The sequence below is a fragment of the Kitasatospora sp. NPDC048365 genome, assembly GCF_043200835.1.
GTDB lineage: Bacteria > Actinomycetota > Actinomycetes > Streptomycetales > Streptomycetaceae > Kitasatospora > Kitasatospora terrestris.
The window spans coordinates 1-23094 of sequence record NZ_JBICYJ010000080.1 but is presented as its reverse complement, the minus strand read 5'-3'; the positions used below and the strand labels follow the sequence as shown (position 1 = coordinate 23094).

Here is a 23094-nt window from a genome sequence, read left to right as displayed (position 1 = left end):
ACCCCCGACGAGAGCATCACCACAGCCCTGACCGCCTAGCCTGAAACCGGATCACCGAGTGGCCGTCGATACACCACTCCAGCGGACGTGACCCGCTCCTCCAGTCGTACCAGCACCGCGCCCAGGGTCAGGTCTCCGCTGGTCATGCGCCGCGCCAGGACGGGGTCGCGCCGCCGATCAGCCGACGGGTCATCACATCGCTTATCGCCCAGTACACCCGGGACTCGGCCGAGGCGGGGCGGTGCTCGTAGTCGCGTACCAGTCGCCAGTGCAGCATCAAGATCCCGTTCGTCTGCTCCACCCGCCACCTGATCGGCTGCGGGACGAACCCATATGTGTAGAAGTAGTACTTCACCGCCCCGGCAGGCGGAAGGTCGTGCGGGAGGTAATCCCGCTGGCAGCCCGTCCGGGACTGGTAGAGCAGCGCGTTGACGATCTCCCGCGCAGCCACCTCAGCACGGTGCCGGCCCGGCGGCCTGCCGCAGACGGCAAGGTCACACAATCAGGCGCCGACAGAACGGACAACACCTCTCATTCCGCCCTCTGGTTGGCCCGCGACAGTACGCCATTGAGTCGTGCCGTCAGGAAGCGCGCAGTTGAGGGTGACTGCCGCTACTGACACATGCTTCAGCTGTCCTTGGACGGCTGCTTCGCTCTCCTGATGCTGTCTGATGTCGTCGAGGCTGTGGGCCCGTGCGGGGCAGTCTCGCTTGTGCGCTCGCCATCGGTCGCAATGGAAGTAGGCCGTAAGGAGTACGCCGGCGGTGCGGGGAGCCTGCAGGTAGCCGTCGACGAGTTGGTCGGCCAGGGCGGTCTTCAGTTGGCTGTTCCAGCAGCCCTTGCATTCGATGACCACCTTGATGGGGTCGTCTCCCGTTCCCGGCGCGGCCGGAGCCTCGATCTGGATGTCGGTTCGCAGTCCTGGGAATCCGGGTCTGAGGACTTGGACCTCGCGGTTGATCACGACGCGGTGGCCGCCGATGTCTTGGAGGAGGAAGGTCGCGACGATGTCGCTGAAGTCTTCCTCCCAGCAGGGCCACCAGTCCGCGTCGTGGACGGTGTAGCGGTCCCGGTTCCAGAGTGCGACTACCAGTCCGTTGGGTCGGTGGATGGCCTGCTGAAATCGGCCGAGAGAGTCGACGACGATGTCCAGCAGCTGCCGGTGGTCTCGCACTACTCGGAGGTCGGTGTGGGCTGCGAGGGCCAGTAGCTGGTCCGGCGGAACGGGTTGGATGTTGCGTGCTGCTGCGGTGCGAGCGGTCGTTCCGGCCAGGACACGCAGTCGCCGGAGTTCGGGGAACTGCGAAGCGAGGCAGCGGAGTTCGGTCGCGGCTTGCTCTGTGTTGCGGTTGGCGAGGATCTGCGGAAGGGATCGGGTCATCTCGAGGATCCGGTCGTCGGCGGTGACGATTCCGGCCTGGTCTGGCTGGTGGGTTGCCGCGTCACCGCCGCTGTGGTTGGCGATGAGGCGGTAGAGGTCGGCGACCTCGCTTTCCGGGAGGTTGTTGATGGCCGTGGGCCAGCTGCCGGGCAGGTTGGGCACACTGCCCAGGCCCTCGAGGAACCTCTGAAGGACGTCCCTGTCGTCGAGGGGTGCGCGGATTGAGGTCCAGTGCATGGGCAGGCGGTCGCTGTGCAGCATGGCTGTGGCCGCGATGGTCCAGCGGACGCGCTCGTCGGAGTTCGGCTCTTGTGTGGTGGGGTCGGTCTGGAGAGTGTCGGCAAGCGCGGTGAGTGCGCCTTCGTCACCGACGCCAGCCAGTTCGTCGACGACGGCCCGCCACTGTTCGGGGCGGCGTCCGGGAACGCTGGCCCACGCCAGGAGAGCGGAACGCGTCTGCTCGTTCGCCGTCGCGGCGAGTGAGTGGGAAATGTCGCAAACGGTGGAGTCGTGAACGGTGTCGAGGACATCGGCCAAGAGTTCCGGTAGCGCTTCTCCCGCCCGCTGGGCGCACGCCGGCAGGAAGCGTTGTCGGAGCTCCAGCGCACCTGAGTGGTAGGTATGGGTTGCGGCCAGGGCAACAGCCCAGCCAGCCAGCTTGGGCCGGTCTTGGACCTCCGGGGGTAGTTCGTCGAGGAAGGCGAAGGCGGTCAGCTCCAGTGCGTTCTCGAATCCGCTTGGTGGTCGGTGGGCTCGACTCAGTGCTGGAACGGTACGCATGAGGTGCAGGGCGGCCTGGCCGACCAGGTCGGAGAGCTCGGATCCGGGCGCTGGGCGGGAGGGTGCCAGAGCAGCGAGGGTCAGGAGTGGCTCGGTGGTGTGGAAAGGGTCGCCGTCGGCGGTGCGGAGCATGTGGTTGACAACGTCCGCCCATCGCGCGCGAACGGTGTCGGGTTCTGCGGCCATGACGGCGGCCAGGGCTTCTCGCAGTGCGCATTCGCTGTAGGTGTTTCGCTTCCGTTCGGCTTCTGCGGCCTGACGACGCTTGCGCTCGTATGGGTTCTCGGCGGGCTGGGTGTCCCAGTGTGCCGTGGCCTCGCGCAGGGTCGGGTGGGCAGCGCGGGCCGCTTCGCAGCGTGCCAAGGTCTCGGGATCGTCCGGCTTGGAGAAGCGGAAGACGATGGCGGCGTCTTGTGGGTCGACTGGTTCGAGCAGATTCCAGTTTTCGGCCCAGTAGAGGAGGTCTGATTGGGAGAGGATCGCGCCGCCTCGGAGGCTGGACTGGAGCATCAGGACGTGCTTGATGTCCTGGTTGATCAGCAGGTGGCGAAGCAGGCGACGGCGCACACGGTCTGCGGCGACGAGTGCTTTGGCGAGGTCTTCGCGGGCGGCTCGGGTGTCGCCACCGAAGAGGTTCGTCGAAGTGGTGGCGATCCCTGTCATGGCCTGTGCCACCTCGGTGATGAGGGCGTCGCCGTCGTCTGCCTGGCCCGCCAGGGCGACGGCCTGAGCGAGGACCGCTACCGCGAGGGCGGGGCTGCCTTGGGCGGCCGGCTGCCAGAGCACGCTGTTGGCCCACGCCACCGCTTCGGAGATCTCAGCAGGGGCGATGTGTTCCGGGATCTCGCGGCGGAGCATGTAGGCGGTGCCGATGTAGTCGGGATCCGGGTCGCGGACTTTCTCGAGGAGCTGCGTCAGGGTGAGGTGGTTCGGTCGGAGCCGGTGGAGTGCCGTCGCTACGACCTCGGCGGATTCGTCGTCTCCCAGGTGCTGCAGGCGTCGTACGTATTGGTCGCTGAGATCAGCGACTCCTGCAATGGCGGCACTGCGGATCTCGGAGTGGAGCGCTGTGTCCTCCGCGAGGGTCAGGAGCGCGTCGGAAAGACCAGGGCAGGGACATGCTCGAGCGATGCGGACCACCTCGAAGAGCAGGTTCGGCTCGGTATCGCTTCGCAGGTATGGGCGGAGCTGGGCTGCCAGGTCCGGGTGGTCGAGCCGGCGTAGGGCGGCAAAGCCCAGTTGTGTGGTGTCGTCGCGTTGGAGAAGGTCCAGCAGAGCACCAACGACGCGGGCCCGGTCGTGCGCTGGCCGGCTGGGCAGGTCCGCGAGGAGCAGGACCAGGGGGTCGTCTCGGAGGAGGTCTTCGAACGTTGTGGAGTCGTGCGCGCTGTTCCAGGCCGCTACTGCCTGGTGGGCGGGGATGACGTGGCGGGATTGGCCGTCGCCGATCCACAGGAGCTCTCGCTGCACAGCAGCATGCACGGAGTGGGCCTTCAGGAACTCGGCGGCCAGGAACTCCTGGTAGCTCCTGTGGGAGAAGGCCCACCGGTAGTTGCCCTCGAGGGGGACGAGGAGGCTCGACTCGGTCAGTTGGCTGAGCTCGTTCATCGAGCACGCGACGGGGGATCCGAGGTGGCCTGGTTCATCGCCCGATTCCACCGAAGAGACTGCCAGGTCGCGCTGGCCCGCTTCGTGTGCGTGAGGCGGGTTGTCGGACAGAGCGGTGTATGCGCCGAACTGCATCGCTGCGGCGACCCGTGCGGCCACGGCCAGCAGATGCTCGGGAGTGGCCTGGGACCGTCTCCGCTCGGCGTCCTTCGGCCGTCGCGTTTCGGTGCAGAGGTGAAGACAGGCGTCCCGGTACGCCTCCGCTGCCGTAGCAGGCAGCCGTCCCTTGTCCTTGTAGCCGGTGAGGAGCTGGCTGAGCGTCAATGGGTTGGTCGCAAGCGCGACGAGATCCCGCTCCTGCACCATTCTGGTGAAACTGTCGGCGTCGTGAACCTCCATGGCGCGGGCCGCAAGGGTGACGTCCTCTCGTGACAGCGGCACCAGCCCGACCGTCTGGACCTGGGTGTCGGACCAGAACTTGCCGAGCTCACGGTCCAGGCCATCCGGCCAGCGGGCGGTTCGGCAACTGATCCGCAGCCGCAGTCCGTCCCTCTCGCCCTCCGACAGGCTCTGGATCTGATCGATGATCAGATGGTCCAGGTCGGCCAGCCCGTCGATTCCCTCGTCGAGACCGTCGAGGAACACGTGCCACAGGCCCGGGGTCGATGGCGCTTCGAACGCCTCGGCCAGCTTAGCGCTCGCGCGTCTGGCACTCGTGCCGCACGTGCCGAGAGCGAGCAGTGCGGCCGGGCGTCCTGCGGCTTCGAGGTCCGACAGTTCCTCTGCGAGGGCGTAGGACTTGCCCATTCCCCATTCGCCGCGCAGCACCAGCACGGGCACGTCGCGCAGGTCCGCCAGCGGTGTCCCCAGCGCTGTGCTGGCGAACAACGAGGAGGCTGGCCAACCGAAGCGGTCAGGCGCCGGGGATTCCCCCAACGCCATGACCCGACGCTTCCACGAGAGTGGCTGCCATTGCGCCACGCCGCACCTCCACCCGCCGGACAGCCCAGGTCCTCATCCAAGCACCTCGGCGGTCCCCGCCGTCGGCCGGTGGCCGAAGCGTCGCCTCGACAGCTTGCGTGTCGGCCGGTGGGCACGAGGCCCGCCTACGCGGCCCTGTGGAGCGGGGTTGGACCGAAGACGGACTCGAAGGGGCGGGCAAAGTGCGTGCTGATCAGGAAGTAGGAGCCGCCGGGGTGTTCGTCACCGTGGTCGCTGTGGTGGGCGATGTCGGAGGGGGTGAGGACGCGGAGGTCGCCGAAGACGTAGTACAGCGGCACGGGGGCGTTGAGGCCCGTGAACTGGAGGCCGGCCTGGACGCTCGCGCGAGACACGGCGTAGCGGTTGCTGGTGGTGCTGTGGAGGGAGGTTTTGGCGTCGATGCAGACGATGCGGTTGCCGTTGGCGGCGATCATGTCGGGGAGTTGGCGCAGGGGTGAGTTGGTGAGGCGGAGGGCGTTCTGGATCGCGGTGGGGTAGGTGCCTTGGCCGAAGGGATGGACGGTCCAGCCGCGGTGCCGGAGTTCGCGAGCGACTCGCTGTTCGTGCTGGTCGCCGATTTCCTTGCGGGTGGTCCAGTCGGTCATGCGGGTCTCCCCCATCAACACGCTCCCGTGGTACCTAAACTGACGCTTCCGCACTACTACGGTACCCACTATGCTGCCCCCATGACGGCATACGTTGACCCACGTTTTCGTCCCACGCTTTGGCCGGGGACCGTCGTCCCCACCCCGCCCCTGAGGCCGTTCAAGGCCGTCGAGGTCCGCAGCGACTGGATCCTGTGGCAGCCGGCCCCCTCCTACGGCCACGAACTCGTCGAGTTGCCTGCGGACTTCTACCTGCGGGAGCTGGCGTCGGCGACGGCAGACGACCTGGACGCGGTCGGCGAGCTGTTCAGCTCCTACGGGATGCTCTTCGACCTGGACGGCGCAGATCTCAACCTCTCGGACTACGACGAGCCCGAACGGCAGGAGATCCTCGAGATGACCACGCGCGCGGCGCCCGACGAGCCGCGGCTGATCGGTGTCCATCGCGACCTGGTCGAGGTCCACCTGCAGACGGTCCAGGAATCGGTGGCCACCTGGTTGGCCTGCCAGCGCGAAGGCGGACTCGAGGAACTGGTCGAGCCCGAGGTGACCGACGAGACGCTGGCGTCCTTCCACGCACAGAATCCGGACAGCCCCCCGTGGCCGGAGTCCCTGGATCAGCTGCGGGAGGTCCTTATCGACGTTCGCCTGAGCGCCTTCAGCTCGGCGCTGGAGTCCGCACTCGGTCGGTTCAGCATCGGTGTCCGCGGTCTGGCCGAACGGCACCCGACGGTCTACTCCGTGGCCTTCCTGCAGCTCTACAACCACCTCGCCGAGGGCTCATTCGTCCGCCGGTGCGGCAACGCGAACTGCGGCCGCAACTTCGTGCGCCAGCGCGGCCGCGCCGAGTACGGACAGCACCGGACCAGCGGCGTGAAGTACTGCTCCCGCGAATGCGCCCGCGCCCAGGCCCAGCGCGAACTCCGGCGCCGGCGCCGGGGCGAGAACGTCCCCCGCTGACCTGCGCCGCACACATGCCCGGTTGCGCGGTCAGGTCCTGGACGCGTACCGGGCGTGCTTGTCGGGCCTCGCCGGCCGGGCGGGGACGCAGGAGGACGGCATGCGGGCGGCGAGAGCCGCGGGTCATCGCCGCTTGGGCTCGTACGGGCTCCAGCCGCGCAGGAAGGGGCGCAGGCTCTCGGGGGTGATCGCCGGGTCGGCCGGGGTTCGCGGGTGGGTGGGGATCGGGTCGATGCTGTCGGCGTGGGCACACGCCCAGGCGACCCATTCGAGTACTGCGCGCGCTTCCGGGTCGGGCGCCGGTGCCTGGGCGAGGTGCTGTCGGAGGGCGTCGCAGTAGGCACGCACGCGTACGGCTTCGTGCCATGCGTCGACCTGTTCGCGCAGGCGGTCGAGGCGGTGCGAGTGGACGAGGTCGTGGCGGGCTCGGTCCATGGCAGCATGCCAGGCGAGCTTTGTCTCGAGTTCCTGCCGCTCGTGAGCGAGGCGCTGGTCGCGGGCGGCGTCCGCGCGCTGCTGGATCTCTCGCAGGACCTGGGGAAGCCTGTCCTCGAGCCTCCAACGCCGCCGGTCTCCCCACTGGTACCGGCGTCCTCGCTGCGCCCAGTCGTAGGACAGGCTGATGTCGAGTTTGTGCGAGGGCGCGCGGGTGTGCTCGGTGACGCGCTGCCATGCGTACTCGACGCTGTCCAGGTCGGGAACCTCCACAGTGCTCTCGGTCAGGACGATGGGGAACTCGCTGCCCAAGGATGCGATCACCAGGGTCTGGCGTTCCTCCGCCGCCGGGGCGACCGTCATCCCTTGCTGTTCGGCCGCGGTGGCCAGCGCGTGGAGGATGCGCAGGGCCCGGGCCCGGCAGTCGGCGCACACCTGCAGCGGGCAGTCGCGCACCGTTGCGTGAACTGCTTCGGCCGGCAGGGCGTCGGGCACCGGGATCGGGGTGGGGCGCTCGGCCGCCCCAGAAGGTCGCTGACCGTCGAGGAGCTGGATGACGACGTCTCCCCGGTCGCGTCCGGTGAACGACAGCCTGCGCCCCGGCGGCAATGCGCCACCTGCCCTCGCACTGTGCACGACACGGCGCAGCCGGGCCCGCTCGTCCGGTGCCGGGTCGGGCACGCGCAGCGTGCCGCCTGCCTGCTCGAGATCCGCGATCAGTCGCGCGGCTTCCTGAGCTGTCGTGGTCTCTGCGGCGTCGGTCGTTGGGCCGGCGGTCGGCGCGTTGGCGGGGTCTGCGGCCGGCGATGGTGTGGGGGTCGGGTCGTTCGCGCGGCTCACATGCTCGCGCCCTGCGAGTGTCGCGGAGGCCGTCCAGCCGCCGCCCTCCCACTGGGTTGTCACGAGTCCTCTTCTGCGCAGCGCGTAGACGCTGTTGGCCAGGTGCGAGTCGGTGGAGGTGACGGGTTCTCCCGGCTCGCAGATGCGGCGCAGCACGGTGAGCTGTCGGTCGTTCAGGCCCTGGGTCAAGGGTCGCCTCGCAGAAGGTGGGGCGGACAGGGATTGTGGGTCAGTGCCGGTGGTCGGCGGCGTTGCGCAGGGATTCGAGTGGAACACCGAGCCGTCGTGTGAGGTCGTCGGCTTTGCGGTTCTCTCCTGCGGTGTGGAGTGCTGTGATGGCCTCTTCCGTGAGCTTGCCGATGCGGATCACCTCGGCGCGCAGTGCCTGGAGTTCGTCCAGTCGGGCGGTGGCGTCGGTGCCGCACCACTGGCGGGCGAGGTCGCGGCCTGGCTGGTACTTCTGGTCGACTTCGTCGCAGATCTCCGGGCTGATGTGCGTGCCTCCGCCCTTGCCCCGGCCGCGGTAGTAGCGGCCGTAGAGCGCGTCGTGCTGTGCCTGTTTCTCCTGTTCCGCGAGGACAGCCAGCAGGGGTGCGGCGTGAGCTGCTGCGATGCGCTCGGCGACGGCGAGGGTGGTCGGCCAGGGAGCGTTCAGTGTGCCGTCGTCATCGGTGAAGGTGCGCGGGTCGGAGGTGAAGAGGTCCTGCGGGACCTGCAGCATCGAGGCGAGGGCCGGCACGTCGTGGATGTAGAGCACTCCCCGCTCGCGGGTGTTCCAGCCCATGGAGACCGTCTCGGTCACCGGGCAGGTGTCGAAGACCAGGCTCGCTGCCACGAAGTCCGTGTCCTGGTCGTCCTCGGGCCCGTCGCTGATCAGCGCGTCCCATCGGTCCTGCCGGTGAAGCCAGGCGTCCTTCTCCTCCCAGGGCACGCGCAGCCGCGCCTTGGGCACCCATTCCTCGCGGCCTTCCGCCTCGTCGGCGACGAAGCGCACCTTCACTCGAACGGGCCGCTGGGTGCCGACCTTCAGCACCTCGACCTCGTTGACAGGCCCCTTGTACGGCGCAACGCGGTGCGCCCACCGCTCACCTCGCTCCACCAGACACTCCGCTCTACAAGCTGCCGACTGGGCACTCGCCTCGCTCGTCCCGGCGCCACCGGCCTACTCCGGCCTACCGACGGTTCATGACCACGATTCGACAGCCCCCGAGGCACAGCCCTGGTCGGATGGCCGTCGACTGGCATCCTGTCAGCAAGACGCGGCCACAGCTGGGGAGAAGCTAACGGCGGCGAGGAGCCCGGCTGTCACGGAGTCACCGCGGGCGGCCAGGCGCCGACGGAAGTCTTCGGCCAGCTGCCGGTGCCCGCTGTGCTCGAGGTCGAGCATCACCAGGAGCATTGCGTCGAGGTCTCCGCCGCTGGCTGCCTGGTGGAGCAGTGTACGGCGCTCGTCCTCGTCCGCTTCGTCGGCGACGGTGGCAAAGGCTACGGCGGCGAGCGGCTCGCCGGCTCGCGCGGCGGCGCCGAGCAGGTTCTTGGCTTCCTGGGTCTGTCCCAGTTCTCTGAGTACGAGGCCGAGGTGGAGGCCTACGTCGGTCGCGTCCGTGTTCACGGCTCGGCGCAGGTGCGCTTCGGCGTCGTGCCAGCGCTGCTCGGCCGCCAGGTGGCGTCCCAGGTAGTAGTGGGCGATGGGCAGGCCCGCTCGGAGGGCTTGCCGGTAGGCGTGCTCGGCCTGGTCCGGCTGGTCGTTGTCGGCGTGGAGGTTGCCGAGGTTGATCCAGGCCCGGGCGTCGCCGTGCTCGATCAGCTGCTGGTATGCCTGCACGGCTTCGTCGCGGCGCAGGCGTTTGAGGAGGTTGGCGAGGTCCAGCTGCGCTTCCAGGTCGCCGAGGTCGATGGCCTGGCGGAGTGCCGCCTCTGCGGCGCGAGTCTTCCCGCTGCCAGCAAGGATCCGGCCCAGGTTCGCCAGCGCGTCCCTGTCGCCAGTCGAGGCGGCCTGCCGGTACGCGTGGATGGCCTGCCGGATCTTGCCCCGGTCGGCGAGCAGGACACCCAGGTTGAACCACGCGTTGCGGGCCCCGGCCCGGGCAGCACGCCGGAAAAGGCGCTCGGCTTCATCGAGACGCCCTCGCTCGACCAGGAGTTGCGCCAGGTCAGCGAGGCTGTCGGTGTCGCCGAGCGCATGCGCCTCGCGGCACGCCGTCTCGGCTTCGTCCAGGCGGTCGAGCTCGCTCAGGGCCAATGCGGTGAGGCGCCGGGCGAAGGCATCCATAGGATCGGCGTGCTCGCCCAAGAAGTGGAGGGCTTCCTCGCACCGGTCGTCCCGGATCAGGGTTGCGGCCTGGTGCCACAACACCTGGGTAAGACCGGCCTCGCGCAGGATCCGCCACAGCCTGGCGGCGATCAATGGCTCTTCACGCTGTGCGTTGGATGCCACCGCCCAGGCCGTGCTCATGTCCCGGGCGGCGCCGAGCGCTTCGAACCACACGAACGGGTGGACGGGTTCCGGCGGCTGGGCCGCAGCATCGCCGAGAAGGCCGGCGAAGGGCCGGCGCGCCCCGCCCGCTGTGGGCTGGAGCAGGCTCGTCATTCCGACCCGGCTGCCGTCGGCCCAGGCGAACGCCTCCTCCAGCGGTTCGGGGCGCAGCAGGGCGCCGCCGGCGTCGGCGAGGTAGTAGCGGTGGGTCCGGGTGAGCAGGTCGTCCGGCAGCGGGCCTCGCAGGCCGGTGCGGGCCAGGTCGAGGGCGCCGCGGACGAGGGCGGCTCCTCGGGGGTTTCCGCCGACGCGCCGGGCCGCTTGCCACGCTGCCCACAGGGCGGGACCGGCGGCAAGGAACTCGCCGACCCCGCGGTGGGTGCACTGCTCGGCTGCGGACCGGACGCGCGGATCGGCCGAGGCTCGGGCGCGCTGCATCTCGGTGGGGCTCCAGGCCCGGTCGAGGAAGACGATCGAGGCCTGGTCCACGACCGCGGCGGAAAGCACCGCGCCAGCGTGCCCAACCACGGCGGGGTGGGGGGCGGTTGGTGGTGGGAGGTGCTGGGCGTGGACGGTGGCGAGGACCGGGATGCGCCAGCGCCGCAGTTCGGCGACAAGGCCCTGCAGCCGGTCGTGGTGTTCGAGACCGTCCAGCCACAGCAGGCGGGGCTCGGGGCAGTGCATCACGGCCGTGATCGCCGCCTGCAACCCGTCGTAGGGAACCTGGCACACGAGGTGGTCGGGCAGTGCGCGGCGGGCGGCCTCGAGAGCGAGGCGGGACTTCCCGCACCCCGTGTCACCGGCGACCAGCACCATGCCGCCCTGGGCACCGGCCCTCGCCAGTTGGTCGGTGAGGTGCTGATCGAGGTCGCGCGGCACGTAGGCGGGCACGGTGTCGCCGTCGTGCTCCCAGCTGGGTCGCACACCGGCAGCCAGGGCGTCCAGTTCCGCCACGGTCTGCCACGACCGCCAGGCCGCCGGTGCCGGGCGGTGACCCGCGGCCAGGCCCGTGGCCGGTCGCAGGTTATGCCAGTAGCCCGCAGGCGACAGATGGTTCCGCTTCCAGCTCTCGAGCAGCTCCACCGGGTAGGCATCGGCGTCGACCCCATCGATCACCTTGTGGTGCGGCGGGCAGAGCAGCAGCAGGTTCTCGGGGCCGTCCAGCTGTTCACGGGTCCAGGAGGAGTCGTGGCGCTTACCTCCTGGGCGTTGCGCGCGGATGTGCGCAATCACCGCGTCAAGGACCCACTCCCCATTCACCCGCATGGTCATGGGACGGCCACAGTCCGGCCAGTGGCACCTCGCGCCGATCAGTTCCAGGAGCTCGCCTTCGGTGAGAGTCTGCCTCCACCTCGCCACCCGCCAACCCCCGCTCCCCCGCCCAACCCGCGTCGCCGACGCTACCCGGCGACACCCAGTCAGACACCTGACCCAATTGCTTCGACCAACCGGCCGTCGCCTTTGCCCGTGAGCCGACAACACTGCGTCAGGCATTGAGTGCCAGTTGACTGGTTCTGAGCGTCCGGTTGGTCCTACAGGTTCCCCGGGACCGGCGCCGGCCTTCGGGGTGAGAGCTCACTTCCTCCTGCCTCGTCAGGTTTACAGGGCTTCGGAGGCCCCGGGCCCGCGCCTCCAGCGGACAGAACGCGCGCGCAGGACGATGCAAGTGTCGGTGTGCGGGCTCACTGGACGGCTATGCCGGCCCCGCCGACCAGGCAGAATCCTCGCCGTGGCTCACCCGCTCGCGAGAGAAGGCCTCTCCTCTGGCCCTCGCCGGGCCTGCGGCCTCAACACTCATCCCCGAGGATGCAACGGGGCATCTGCCGGAAGGACGTCAGTACCTCGGTTGGGGTGTCGAGGAGTTGCCCAGGGACGGAACACTCCGCCGCAGGCCCGCGTAACCCTCCCAATAGAGTGACGTTACATGGGGCAGGCTGCTTTGATGGTGCGAGCATCGGGCATCTCTATAGCGGTGCGTCAGTGCGAGGCATGCCGGACAGGCATTGCCGAGCCAAGGGCTCCGGCGGGGAGGGAACAGACAGTCGTGATCCCCAAGACGACTGCCGCGCCAGCTGTCCCGCCCCGCTCTCGACTGGCAGATCTGCGCGTGCCCGCACTCACCGACAGCGCCCGCACACAGCTCACGCCCCGCTGCGTCAAGGGCCCGACACGCGAGTCCAGACGGCATTCCTGCTGGTCGGACGGCCTGGTCCCTGCTCCCGTGATCGTTGCGACGTCGCGTGCTGCACTATCGCGGCTGTCACCGGCCACCTCTATCCTTGAGGGCATGGAGAGCAGCCGTAGACTGAAATTTCGGCGCTTGGATGCCGGCGTCAGGGCTGCTGGATGAAGGCGGGAGAAGATTTTTTGAGGACAGTGTCCGCGCCGCTACAGGGGGCGCAGGTGTGGGCACAGGGACGCGGAAGGCTTGGAGGTGACGCGTGTGGAGAATGAGACGGCGACGTTTGACGGCCACGCACTGAGCAGCCTCCTTCTTCGCCATGAGGTCACTCCATCCATCCTGGAAGAGCTCTTCGGATCGCCTGGGATCGGCGATGAGCTCATGCGCGGGGAACGCTTGCCGTCCCCACCGGAGGCCTCTCTTCTCGGGGCGCTGCTTGGTGTGGACCCCACCGTTCTGACCGGCACACGGAAGCCTTCGCTCGGTGTGAGCCTGCGCTTGGGAACAGCGGAGGTCGAGAACGATGTGGTGGAGCCAGTCGCCCACGCCATGAGGCTTCTCGCTGCCGATCGACTTGCTGAGGACTGGGGCTTCGGCACGTCTACCGTGGACCTCTCGGGCTTCCCCGTGTCAAGAAAGCGGTACAAGCCGAAGGAGGACGGCGGCACGACAGCCGCTCGGCTGCGCGCTCGCCTCGACTTGGACCCGCTCGATCCGATCGAGGACCTAACAGGACTCGTCGAGAGCCTGGGTTGTCTGGTGGAGTACCGGCCATTGCCGCGAAATGTGCATGGAATTTCCGTGCCGGAGATTCGGGGCAGCCGAAAAGTTTGGGTTGTGCTGGTTAACTCTGACGACTACTGGACACGTCAGAGGTTTACCCTGGCACACGAGCTGAGCCACATTGTCTATCAGGACAGCGGGCAGTTCATCGTCGACCGTGCGCAGAATTCAGACGCCCTTCCGGAAATTATCGCAGATTCTTTCGCTCGACATTTTCTGCTTCCGGACGAGGCGCTGGAAGAAATGCTTGACCAGCATGGCTCCTCGCTGAATCTATCGGACACGAACCGGCTTGTGGCGGACCTTGTCCTTACCTATGGGATAAGTCGCGAGGCCACATTCAAGGCGCTACGGGAGTCGAAATTCACTCTCGCTCCGCCGGACTCGCTGCTGGCCCAGTGCGCGGGCATGACGGTCGCGTCGATGATGGCGAGCGTCGGCGCGGGCAGCGCCTGGTCCCAGATGGATGAGGCCCGCGGCCGACGGTACGCTTCCGCGCGTCTCACCGACCACGTCCTGGCCGCGTTCGCGGACGGCGTCGTGAGCTTGCCGACGGTGGCCGACGTGATCGCTGACGGGAACACGGAGGAAGCCGCTCAGCAACTGACCGCGGCGGGATGGAACCTGGCCGGGGCGTCGGACCGCTAGCGCTGCAGCACCTGGTTCGCCAGCGGGTCGCAGGTGTGGCACTTGTCGGCGCGGGCGCGGCAGCGGAAGGCGGAGGAGTCGGCCGGGCCGGCACCCTCGGGCAGGGTCCCGAAATGGGCCGTCATCTCCTCGAACGCCACGAGGAGGTCGCCCTCATCCAGCTCCGGGTCCGCGCAGGCCAGTTCGGCCAGGACATGACGCAGGTTCTGCGCGGACACCTCGTGCTGCCAGGCCACGCGGCTGGCGCCCCCGTCGTTGGTCAGGAGCAGGGCCGTGCCGCCGGACTTGATGACGCCAACGGCGACGAGGATGCTCTCGATCTCGCCGTTGTGCCGCTTCGCCCGGCTCGCGTCGATGAGGTTCCAGGCCTCGCCGCGCCACTCGGCTGCCGCACGGTCGTGCTCGCGGAGCTGCCGCATCACGGTGGCCCGCAGGTCGTCCGAGTCCTCGGGCGGTCCGGCCACGGTGATCGCGCCGCTGTTGAGTTTGACGACGAGGCGGTCCGCGCAGGAACCCATCAGGACCAGGTTGCGGTGAGGGCGATCGAGCTGCGGGACCCGCGCCACGGCGCGGATCTCGTCCGCGACCGCCTCGGCGACGGTCACGGTCTCGCCGTAGAGCTCGAGGAAGAGTTCCAGGTACCGCGGGCGGTGGGCGAGGCTGTAGAGCAGGCCAGTGTCCGCCAGGGCGAAGCCGACGGGGCGGTACCGCTGGGGAAGTGACGGATCGACCGCGTACCGGCGCAACTGCGGCAGGGGCGGCCGACCAAGATCGCGGCTGCGCGGCCGCATCGCCAAGGGGGTGGGTAGTGGCCTGTCCAACTACCCTCCCATAACACAGTCTTACGAACTCGCGTCGAGATGCTCCCAGCCCAAGCCTATCCCCCCTGCAGGTCCACCGCGCACGTGTTCTCGCGTGCTCTACTCGGCCCAGTCCACCGGCAGGCCGGCGCACGGCTCGTCGGACGCGCGCAGCCGGTCGCCGGCGTCGCCGTCGGTGTCCGCGGCGTCGGGGCACCACCTCCTGACGGGGCACCGGGTGCACTGGGCGCCGGGAGCCGCCGACCAGGAGGCGTCGCGGTTCCAGGTGCTGGCGCGCCGTCGGACATCGGCCCGCGCGATGCGGGCGGCCTCCGCGTCCTGCTCGAGGTCCCAGGCGAATGTCCGCGACTCGTCGGGGGTGATCACCTCGAGTTCGATCCGGGGGCGTCCGCTGGAATTGCCGAACGCGTCGTTGGCGGTGCTCGCGATATTGATCAGCCAGGGTGCGGCGAAGAATCGGTCGAAGGTCTCGCCGGCATCCTCGGGCATTTCCGTCGTCGTCTTTGTTTCACGTACGACGATTCTCCCGTCGGCCTCCCGGTAGACGAGGTCGGGCTCCGAGGCGATCACGACGTCCGCGTCCCGGTCGTACCCGTACACCGGTGACTCGATGGAGACGACTTCCACTCCGTCGACCAGAGGACATGACCGGGCATGCGCGATCAGGAAATCGCGGGCCTTGCCGTACTCCTCCTCCGTAAGCGTGCCCGTGAAGGTTCCTGACTCGCCGTAGGCGGCGACATCCGATTCCGCGCACTTTCCACCCCGCGCATGGGCCTCGGCGAGCCATCGGTGGATGATGCGCCCCCTGTCCGCCGCTTCGGAGGAAGCGTCCTCCTTGGGGAGGAAGCAGTCCTTCTCGAGGTACCAGCGGGCGGCGCAGTTCGAGTACAGCTCGAGGTCGGCGGCGCTGACCGAGCGTGTATGCGTCCCGGGCTTCTTCTGTCCCAGGCAGCCCGAGAAGTCGTGCAGGCTCGGGCAGCACCCCGCCAGCTTGCAGTCCTTGCAGGACTGTCCCGGCCGGTAGTCGACCGGCTGGACCAGGCTCTGGATGATCGGGCGGGCATACGTGTCGTAGCGCGCCCGGGCCTCCTCCGGTGTGCCCTCGAAGACGACCTCGGCGGAACCGTCGAACAGGCCGACCTCGACAACACGGATCCTGGTGGGCGGGATCTCCATCCACACACCGGCGGCGATGTGGGCCGCGGCCGCCGCCCATCGGTCGTGTTCCGGTCCCATGCTGCCGCGGGCCTTCTTCACGCGCAGCCGGCGGACTTCCCGGAACCCGTCCGGGCTGCTGTACAGGAGTGCCCAGGCGACAAGTTCCCGGCCCTGACTTCCGACGGAGGGGTCGAGGGAGAAGAACTTCAGCCCCTCGTACTGCAGAGGCGGTACGTCGTGCGCGTCGAGGTACTGCTCCACCGCGTAGGCGACGTACTTCCTCACTCCCGGGTGGAGATCCGTGCGCTTCGCCATCTGCTCCTGGAGGGCTTCCTGTAGTCCTTCCCAGGTGGTCGTGCGCCTGTCGCGGTGCAGCGCGACGATGATCTGTCGGATCACTTTGAGCATGAACGGCGCATCGCTGTAGCGGCGCCGCCACTCCTGCGCAGTGAACCCACGACGGGCCTTGGCCGCCGAGAAGACACTGCAACGGGCAGGGTGATTCTCCGCATCCGAGGCCCAGACCCGAAGCTCCCCCTGATAGCCGCTGAGCTGCTCCCTCAGGTCCCGGGTCGACACCGACCGCACCCCTTCCTGCATGGACCGTCGGGTGTCCCTCCGGTCTCCGCAGTATAGAACCGCCGCTGGTCATAAGCCTTTTGGAGTTGCCAGCGGCAACATCAGTGCGCTAGGCGACTCAGGGCGTACGGATTGATGTGCCGAGGCGCCGCGCCAGAGCACCCGGCCCAGCGCCCGGCTGTTATGGCTGTGGCTGTGTCCGTGCAGGGGGATGGGACCGCTTCACGGTCACGAGCTGGAAGTCAGCAGGTTCCTGTTCTACGGAGAGCCGTTTCCTGCCAGTGCGCGGAACATGGCGGTGGCCTTCTCGGCGACGCGCGCTGCCTCGTCGCCGGGTGGGAAGTATTCGGCGATGTGTCCGAGGTTGGTGGCTGCGTTCTTGCGAGTGGCTTCGTCTGCGCCTGCGGCCTCCATCCTCTCGGCCGCCCGTATGGCCTCGTCGCCGAGCCCGGCGCTCTTGGCTGACTGTCCGGCTTGGTTGTATCGGGCTGTCAGGTTGAAAATCGACCAGATCAGGAGGTTGAGGTAGTCGACGTTGTCGGGATGGGCGGCCGCCATGTCCCGGTTGGTCTGTACGGCTTCCTTCATGTAACCCACCGCCTCGGCGTACTGGCCGGCGGTCACGTCCGCTTGAGTGGTGTATCGACGGCCACTCGGTGATCCGGTTTCAGGCTAGGCGGTGAGTGCGGTCGGGATGGTCTCGTCGGTGGTTTCTCCCTCGATCGGGTGGAGGCGGCAGCGGCCGAGGATCTCGGAGCCGATGTAGCGGCGCTGTTCGGCCCATTCGTCGCTCTGCTCGGCCAGGACCGCGCCGATCAGGCGGATGACCGAGCTGCGGTCGGGGAAGATGCCGACGACGTCGGTGCGGCGGCGGATCTCCTTGTTGAGTCGCTCCTGCGGGTTGTTCGACCAGATCGACTTCCAGACCGTCCGGGGGAAGACGGCGAAGGCGAGCAGGTCCTCGCGTGCGGCCTCCAAGTGCTCTGCGGCCTTGGGGAATCGCTCGTCGAGGGCGGCGATGACGGTGGCCATCTGTTGCCGGACGGCCTTCGCGTCGGGTTGTTCGAAGACGGTCCGCAGCAGGGTGGCGACCCAGGGCTGGGCGGACTTCGGGACCTGCGAGAGCAGGTTGCGCGCGTAGTGCGTTCGACACCTCTGCCAGGACGCGCCGGGCAGTGTGGCGCCGACCGCGTTGACCAGGCCGGTGTGGGCGTCGGAGACCACCAGCTTGACGCCGGTCAGCCCGCGGGCGACCAGGGAGCGCAGGAAGGCGAGCCAGCCGGCTCCGTCTTCCGTGGTGGCGACGTCCAGGCCGAGGACTTCGCGTTGGCCCTCGTTGTTGACGCCGACCGCGACCAGGCAGTGGACGTTGACGACGCGGCCGCCCTCACGGACCTTCTGGGTCAGGGCGTCGACCCAGACGAACGTGTAGGGGCCCTGGTCGAGCGGTCGGTTACGGAACTCGGCGACGCGCTCGTCCAGGTGCTTGGCCATCTCGGAGACTTGCGACTTCGACAGCTGGGTGACGCCGAGGCTCTCGGCGAGCTTCTCGACCCTGCGCGTGCTGACGCCGAGGAGGTAGCAGGTGGCGACGACGCTGATCAGGGCCTGTTCGGCCCGCCGTCGGCGCTCCAGCAGCCAGCTCGGGAAGTAGGTGCCGGAGCGGACCCTGGGGATCGCCAGGTCGATCGTGCCGACTCGGGTGTCCCAGTCGCGATTGCGGTATCCGTTGCGGGAGTTGACTCGGTCCTCGCTCGGTCGGCCGTACTCGCCGCCGCAGGCCCGGTCGATGTCGGCGGACATCATCGCCTCGGCGAAGGTCTTCACCATCGCGCGCAACAAGTCGGGACTCGCCGAGGCCAGGTTCTCCTCCAACAGGGCGGCGAACGGCAGACTGTCGGGTGCGGTCATCGTGTTGGTCTCCTCTTCGTGACGTCAGACATCTCGAAGGATCAACCGGTGGCCGTCTTACGTTTCAGGTGACACCCGCTACCGGGACGAAACCCCCGGAACGGGTGGAACCCGTACACCACTTCCCTGGACGCAACCCTGGCCGGCCTGGGACAGCAGTCCACTCAACGTGATCAGGGCTTCGACGAGGGCCGGCTCACTGGGCTCGCCTTGAAGTTTCAGCACCCTGACGGCCTGTTTGGCGCACTTGATCTTCTCTGTCAGGAGCCGCTCAAGGGAGGGCTGCTGCGCAGGCGGAACGGGAACGATCTCGTAGCGCGCGAGCCCCACGTTGGTGTGGACATAGACGCGGCCGGAGGCGCCCTCGGCCGGGAGGCCATTCGAGGACACCATCACTTGGGGGTTCGGGCGGTCGTCCCCAGCTGGGAACCATGTCAGTTGCCACGGGCCGGGTGGGACGACGACGACTGAGAAGATCTCCACCTTGGTGTCCAGCAATGGCTGGTCCAGGACGACTGCTCGGTCCGCCAGGGAGATCGTGCGCAGGGTGTAGCGGTTGTGCGGTTCCCATTGGCCTGCTTCGCAGTTGTACCGCCCGCCCGCCCAGTCACCCGGCAAGGGCCCCGGGGGCGGTTTGAAGTCGGGTACGTGATGCGCCGGGAAGATGAGGGGAGCTTTGCCGCTGATCATGAGGCCGTTTTGGTCCACGGTCCAGTGCAGGTCGGACAAGCGCTGCAGTACGTCTGGGAGCGGGGAGCGGCGCTTGTAGGTGGCGCTGTGGTCGTCGACGGCTATACGGGTGAAGGTCGCGACGTCGAGGTCTTGCAGCTCCCGCCCGACGCGGCCGCGGAGGATCTCCCCCAAAGCGATGGCCGCGCCAACACCAACGATCACGCCCACGACCGGATTGAGGGTGACTCCGAAGAACAGCGCGGCCATGCCACCGGTTCCCATGAAGCAGCTGAAGGCATCCCGGTCTGAGGCGTCGCCGGAGAGGTGGAGGGTCTGTTCGAGCTCTTGCGGGCCGTCGGGATCGTCTTGTGGCGGCAGGATCTCAACCGATAGGGCAGTAATGGCCTCCACCGAAACGTCTACATCCTCGAACAGAGCAGGGCAGGCATCCTGCTTATTCAGGCGGCAGTTCGCCACGGCCGCCCAGGCCCAGTCGGGCCTCCACCCGATCATGGGAGCCCAGTTCCCCCAGGCAGCATGGGGATACTCCTGGACCGTCATGCCCTGGGGCAGCGTGGCAAGCTGCCGCGTCACTTGACTGGCGAGGCCATCGGCGAATGCCTCTCCCGAGATCCGGACAAGAAAGTCGTGATGGTCGCCGTGGACTTTGAGGTGATTGGCAGGAGGAGCAGACAGGTCGTCAGCTCCCGTCGTTGCGAGCCTCAAAGTCACGTAGCGGTCCGCATGGTGGATGGATCCAGTGACAAACTCGACCTCGTTTAGGTTCAGCGTAAATTTCCAGACCTGCCTCCCCACGTCTTGTGGTGCCTGACCTGCGATGTCGACGCGGCTCAGGTCGATCACCAGCCCTGGACCGAGAACCCACAGGTGTAGCCAGAACACCGCCGCGGAAGAGGCCTCCTCCGTGTTCGGGTCGGCTTCGAGTTCGGCGATCGCTATGTGTCGGATCGTGACGTCGACGCGAGCAGTCATGGTGTTCGGCGGGGCGGGTGACCCGTCCGGGGTCGCGTCGAAGGTGATCGTGCCACCCCAGTCGATCCCAGTGATCAAGTGATCATCGGGGAGCCCCTGGAACGTCGGAACCGGTATGGGCGCCTCGGTGAGCATGAGCAGCAGCGTGTTGTGGAAGATCCCTTCAGCGAATTCCACCTCGACCAGTGCCATCTCCCCACCACCTCCAGGGAAGGCAGTCCGGATAGCCCTGGCCGGCCGCGGGGCTGCCCGGGCTTCTCGTACGTGGACGCGCCTTAGACCATCATCATGGGCAAAGCGTGATCTCGCAGCCCGCAGGCATGAGACTCGAATCGAGTTGCCGCGCGGGGCGGCATCCGCGTTCGGGCCTGCGCAGTGGCGGGTAACGCGATCGGCCACTGGTTTGCCCGCATGCGCCCGAGGCTGCGGGCTCCGGCAGGTGCGGATTCGGAAGACGGGCGGCGATCGGGCCGTTCCTGGCCTGCGGCTCGTTGTACGCCCGCGCGGGCGCCCCTCGCGCGGCACGTCTCCGGACCGAGTCGAGGCCGCCGCGGCCGGCCGAGGGACGCGGCAGGCGGGATACCCCGGCGCAGCGCGGTGCCGAGCATGCCAGTCCGCCGACGGAACACGCCGAGCACCGATGGTTCTGCGGCCGAGTACACGACGCCGCCGGAGGGCATGCCGGACTGTGCGGTTACCGCCTGGGCGATCGGCGGCGGGGCGGATCATCTGGCCGGCGGAGCCCGCGAACCGCCACCGGTCGGCTCTGATCGGCGATTCCGGCGTTCCGCACGCTTCCAGATAGGTCGAGCTACCGCTGTGAGCAACTTCGCCAAAGGCCGGACGTGACCTCTGCCAGGGCTAGAAGCTCTGTTGCTATGAGTGACGCAGCGCGTGTGCCAGGTTGGGAAGAGCGGTCGACAGGTATGCCGGTGCTCAGCGGAGTCCGGTCCACCTGGATCCCTGCTCTCCGGGAGCTGATCGCGGGACTGTCCGGTGAACAGCACCCGTCCGGCAGTGGCTCCGCCGGGTTGTCGCCGGACGGGATCCCCGGAGGCCTGACCCGGCACCAGCTCCAGCGATTTGTCCGCGCCGGGTTGCTCTCCCGGGACGGTTCGCTGTTCCGGCCCACCCCGGCCGCTCTCGCGTGGCAGCGGACGAACGACCACGCCCTGCTCGTCGAGCTCCTGCACAACAACGTCCGGTTCGTCGGCGAGCTCATGGAGTCCGTCGCCGCCGGTCATCAGACACTTGAGCAGTTGCTCCGTGTGGCCCGTGACGAGTTCGATCTGACGTGGGACACGACCGGTCCGGTGCACAACCGGACGACGTGGCTCGTTGTGACGGGAATGGTCGACCGTTTCGGGGGACAGTTCCATCTGACGGACGCCGGGCGGCAGTTCCTGGCGACTCTGGTGCTGGGCCGGCCCGAGCGTGAGGACCCCGCGAGTGTCGTTGAGCTCCCGCCCGCAGTGGGCGTCATCGCCGATCTCATCGACTCGCTCGACGAAGCCGCCCTCAGGAACCGGGTGGACGGTGCGAGCCTCTACGTGCCGGGGGCCACCGCGAACGGCGGCATGCTGGACGCGCTGAGGATGCTCACCGAGGCAGCCATTCCCTCGATCACGGACACAGGATTCGCCCAGCTGGTGCAGGAATCCTTCCCCAAGGCCCAGACCGCCAGTACCGGCCGCACTGCGAAGGACTCCTTGAAAGCCCTGGGCCTTCTTGAGCGGACCTCGTCCACGACCTGGAGCGCCACCGCGGCCGGCCGCGTCTGGGTGGAGTCCGGCGAACCGCTGGACCTGGCCAGGATCGTCCACAGTTCGGTCGGCTTCTTCGGCGAACTGCTCGGCGAGCTCGACACGGCAGGCCAGAGCACATCCGGCGCACTCGCGGAGCTCAGTCGCCTCTACCTGCCCAACCGCGAGAAGCCGCTGACCCGCACAGCGATCACAGTCCGCCTCAACCTCCTGGAGGCCTGCGGGCTGGTCACCCGCCCCTCGCACACCCTGTACCGGACAACACCAATGGGCCGGGCGTTCGGACGCGCCCTGCCCTGCCAGTCCGCAGACGACATGCCGCCCCGGCTCGAGCCCGATGTCGGGACGGCCCATCGTCCGGGCGGCTCTTCAGTCGACGTTCCGCAGCCCGGCGCCTGGCTGCCCGTCTCGGCCGGCGAGACCATCGCGGCGGAGGTGGTGAGTGCTGCCCGCGACAGTGCCGACTACAAACGTCTGGAGAGGGCCGTCGTCGCCGCGCTTGGCTACCTGGGGATGCCCGGCCGGCATGTGGGCGGCCGGGGTGCAGCCGACGGCACCGTCCGCCACGGCATCGGCACGGACTCGCAGGTCCTCGCGATCGAGGCCAAGACGTCGGCCACCGGGCCCGTCGCCGAGCAGTCGCTGTTCCGGCTCCCGCGCCACCGGGAAGACCTGGGGGCTGCTGTCACGCTTCTGGTGGGGCCGGGGTTCCAGGGCACCATGCTGAAGGAAGCCGACGACGACACGGCCATCGCCGTGATCGAGACGGACCTGCTGGCCGAGGTGGTCCGGCGGCAGGACCGAACCCCGCTCACGCCGGCACAGTTGAGTGGTCTGGTCGACCCCGCGCTGCCCGCTGCCCGACGCAGGAGCGCCCTGAGCATCCACTGGAACGCCCAGGAAGAACGCAGCGCACTGGAGTACGCGCTCGTCGAGATCTTGAACGCCGAAGCGGAGGACCCGCTCGAGGAAGGCGGCTGGCTCGACCTCACGTCGCTTCGACGCGCGCTGCGCAGCCGCAATCACCGCACAGACGAGGCCTCGGTCGTGGAGGCCCTCGGGTTTCTGGCCTCTACCCGGATCGGCGTGGTGCAGCACTCCTTGCGCGGCTACCGCTCCACCGCCGGCCTCCTCACGGCGGGACAGCGTCTCCAGGCCCTCGGACAGCAATGGACAACAGCCGCGAACAGCCATCACCGAAGCTCCGAAGGCCACACAGCCCGAACGGAGAGCACGTCCTGACCGATGAAGGTCCGCAACACATCGATCCACGACGGCCCGAAGCCATGGCAGTCGGCGCGGGGTGCTGAGCCTGAGGTCGGGTACATGCCCCCGACTTGGCCGGGAGGGTGCCCTTGTCCGCCCAGTGGGCGGCCGCTGGCGGCGGGCGGACGCCGCTCGGGGGGGGGGGGGGGGGGGGGGCCCCCGCGGGCGGGGGGGGCGGGCCCCCCCCCCCCCCCCCCCCCGCCCGCGCAGCCAACTCAGGGGGGCTGAGTCTCGGCCGCAGGCAAAACC

13 protein-coding genes and 1 pseudogene are annotated in these 23094 nt (G+C 68.5%); 3 read left to right on the top strand and 11 right to left on the bottom strand.

Features of this window, described 5'->3' with window-relative positions; all coding sequences use genetic code 11:
* Positions 1–142 precede the first annotated feature (142 nt).
* The 3 genes and pseudogenes from ACGFX4_RS40240 to ACGFX4_RS40230 form a co-directional block, all read right to left on the bottom strand.
* A pseudogene (locus ACGFX4_RS40240) lies at positions 143–331 on the bottom strand (IS5/IS1182 family transposase); the annotation flags it as partial.
* A gap of 171 nt (positions 332–502) precedes the next feature.
* Complete coding sequence (locus tag ACGFX4_RS40235; protein WP_393085983.1) at positions 503–4750, bottom strand: NACHT domain-containing protein; 4248 nt, start codon at positions 4748–4750, stop codon at positions 503–505.
* A 125-nt stretch (positions 4751–4875) separates the two neighbouring features.
* Positions 4876–5355 (bottom strand): hypothetical protein, encoded by a 480-nt coding sequence (locus ACGFX4_RS40230; RefSeq protein WP_393085981.1) that lies wholly within the window; start codon positions 5353–5355, stop codon positions 4876–4878.
* Positions 5356–5436: 81 nt separating this feature from the next.
* On the opposite strand from ACGFX4_RS40230, the gene ACGFX4_RS40225 reads away from it, so the two are divergent.
* On the top strand, positions 5437–6315 hold the full coding sequence (locus tag ACGFX4_RS40225; RefSeq protein WP_393085979.1) for a hypothetical protein: 879 nt from the start codon (positions 5437–5439) through the stop codon (positions 6313–6315).
* Positions 6316–6438: 123 nt separating this feature from the next.
* Here the strand turns inward: ACGFX4_RS40225 and ACGFX4_RS40220 are convergent, their stop codons facing one another.
* The 3 genes from ACGFX4_RS40220 to ACGFX4_RS40210 all read right to left on the bottom strand — a co-directional run bounded on the left by ACGFX4_RS40220 (position 6439) and on the right by ACGFX4_RS40210 (position 11338).
* Positions 6439–7779 (bottom strand): hypothetical protein, encoded by a 1341-nt coding sequence (locus tag ACGFX4_RS40220; RefSeq protein ID WP_393085977.1) that lies wholly within the window; start codon positions 7777–7779, stop codon positions 6439–6441.
* 40 nt (positions 7780–7819) lie between these two features.
* Entirely contained in the window at positions 7820–8689 is an 870-nt protein-coding gene (locus tag ACGFX4_RS40215; RefSeq protein ID WP_393085975.1) for a hypothetical protein, read from the bottom strand.
* A 150-nt stretch (positions 8690–8839) separates the two neighbouring features.
* The gene (locus tag ACGFX4_RS40210; RefSeq protein ID WP_393085973.1) at positions 8840–11338 is read right to left on the bottom strand and encodes a tetratricopeptide repeat protein; all 2499 of its coding nucleotides are present in this window, start codon (positions 11336–11338) and stop codon (positions 8840–8842) included.
* A 1171-nt stretch (positions 11339–12509) separates the two neighbouring features.
* Between ACGFX4_RS40210 and ACGFX4_RS40205 the strand changes: the two genes are divergently transcribed.
* Positions 12510–13679 (top strand): ImmA/IrrE family metallo-endopeptidase, encoded by a 1170-nt coding sequence (locus tag ACGFX4_RS40205; RefSeq protein WP_393085971.1) that lies wholly within the window; start codon positions 12510–12512, stop codon positions 13677–13679.
* On the opposite strand, the gene ACGFX4_RS40200 is transcribed toward ACGFX4_RS40205, so the two are convergent.
* The 5 genes from ACGFX4_RS40200 to ACGFX4_RS40180 all read right to left on the bottom strand — a co-directional run bounded on the left by ACGFX4_RS40200 (position 13676) and on the right by ACGFX4_RS40180 (position 20008).
* Positions 13676–14470 carry a hypothetical protein gene (locus ACGFX4_RS40200; protein WP_393085970.1) on the bottom strand — a complete coding sequence of 265 codons (795 nt, stop codon included), beginning with the start codon at positions 14468–14470 and terminating at the stop codon, positions 13676–13678. The genes ACGFX4_RS40205 and ACGFX4_RS40200 overlap by 4 nt on opposite strands.
* 129 nt (positions 14471–14599) lie before the next feature.
* On the bottom strand, positions 14600–16240 hold the full coding sequence (locus ACGFX4_RS40195) for a PD-(D/E)XK nuclease family protein (RefSeq protein ID WP_393085968.1): 1641 nt from the start codon (positions 16238–16240) through the stop codon (positions 14600–14602).
* Between the two features lie 258 nt (positions 16241–16498).
* Entirely contained in the window at positions 16499–16864 is a 366-nt protein-coding gene (locus ACGFX4_RS40190; RefSeq protein ID WP_393085966.1) for a hypothetical protein, read from the bottom strand.
* Between the two features lie 48 nt (positions 16865–16912).
* Entirely contained in the window at positions 16913–18151 is a 1239-nt protein-coding gene (locus tag ACGFX4_RS40185) for an IS256 family transposase (protein WP_393085964.1), read from the bottom strand.
* Positions 18152–18229: 78 nt separating this feature from the next.
* Positions 18230–20008, bottom strand: a complete 1779-nt coding sequence (locus ACGFX4_RS40180; protein WP_393085962.1) for a hypothetical protein — start codon at positions 20006–20008, stop codon at positions 18230–18232.
* Between the two features lie 734 nt (positions 20009–20742).
* Here ACGFX4_RS40180 and ACGFX4_RS40175 point away from each other — a divergent pair.
* Positions 20743–22821 (top strand): hypothetical protein, encoded by a 2079-nt coding sequence (locus ACGFX4_RS40175; RefSeq protein ID WP_393085960.1) that lies wholly within the window; start codon positions 20743–20745, stop codon positions 22819–22821.
* Positions 22822–23094 lie beyond the last annotated feature (273 nt).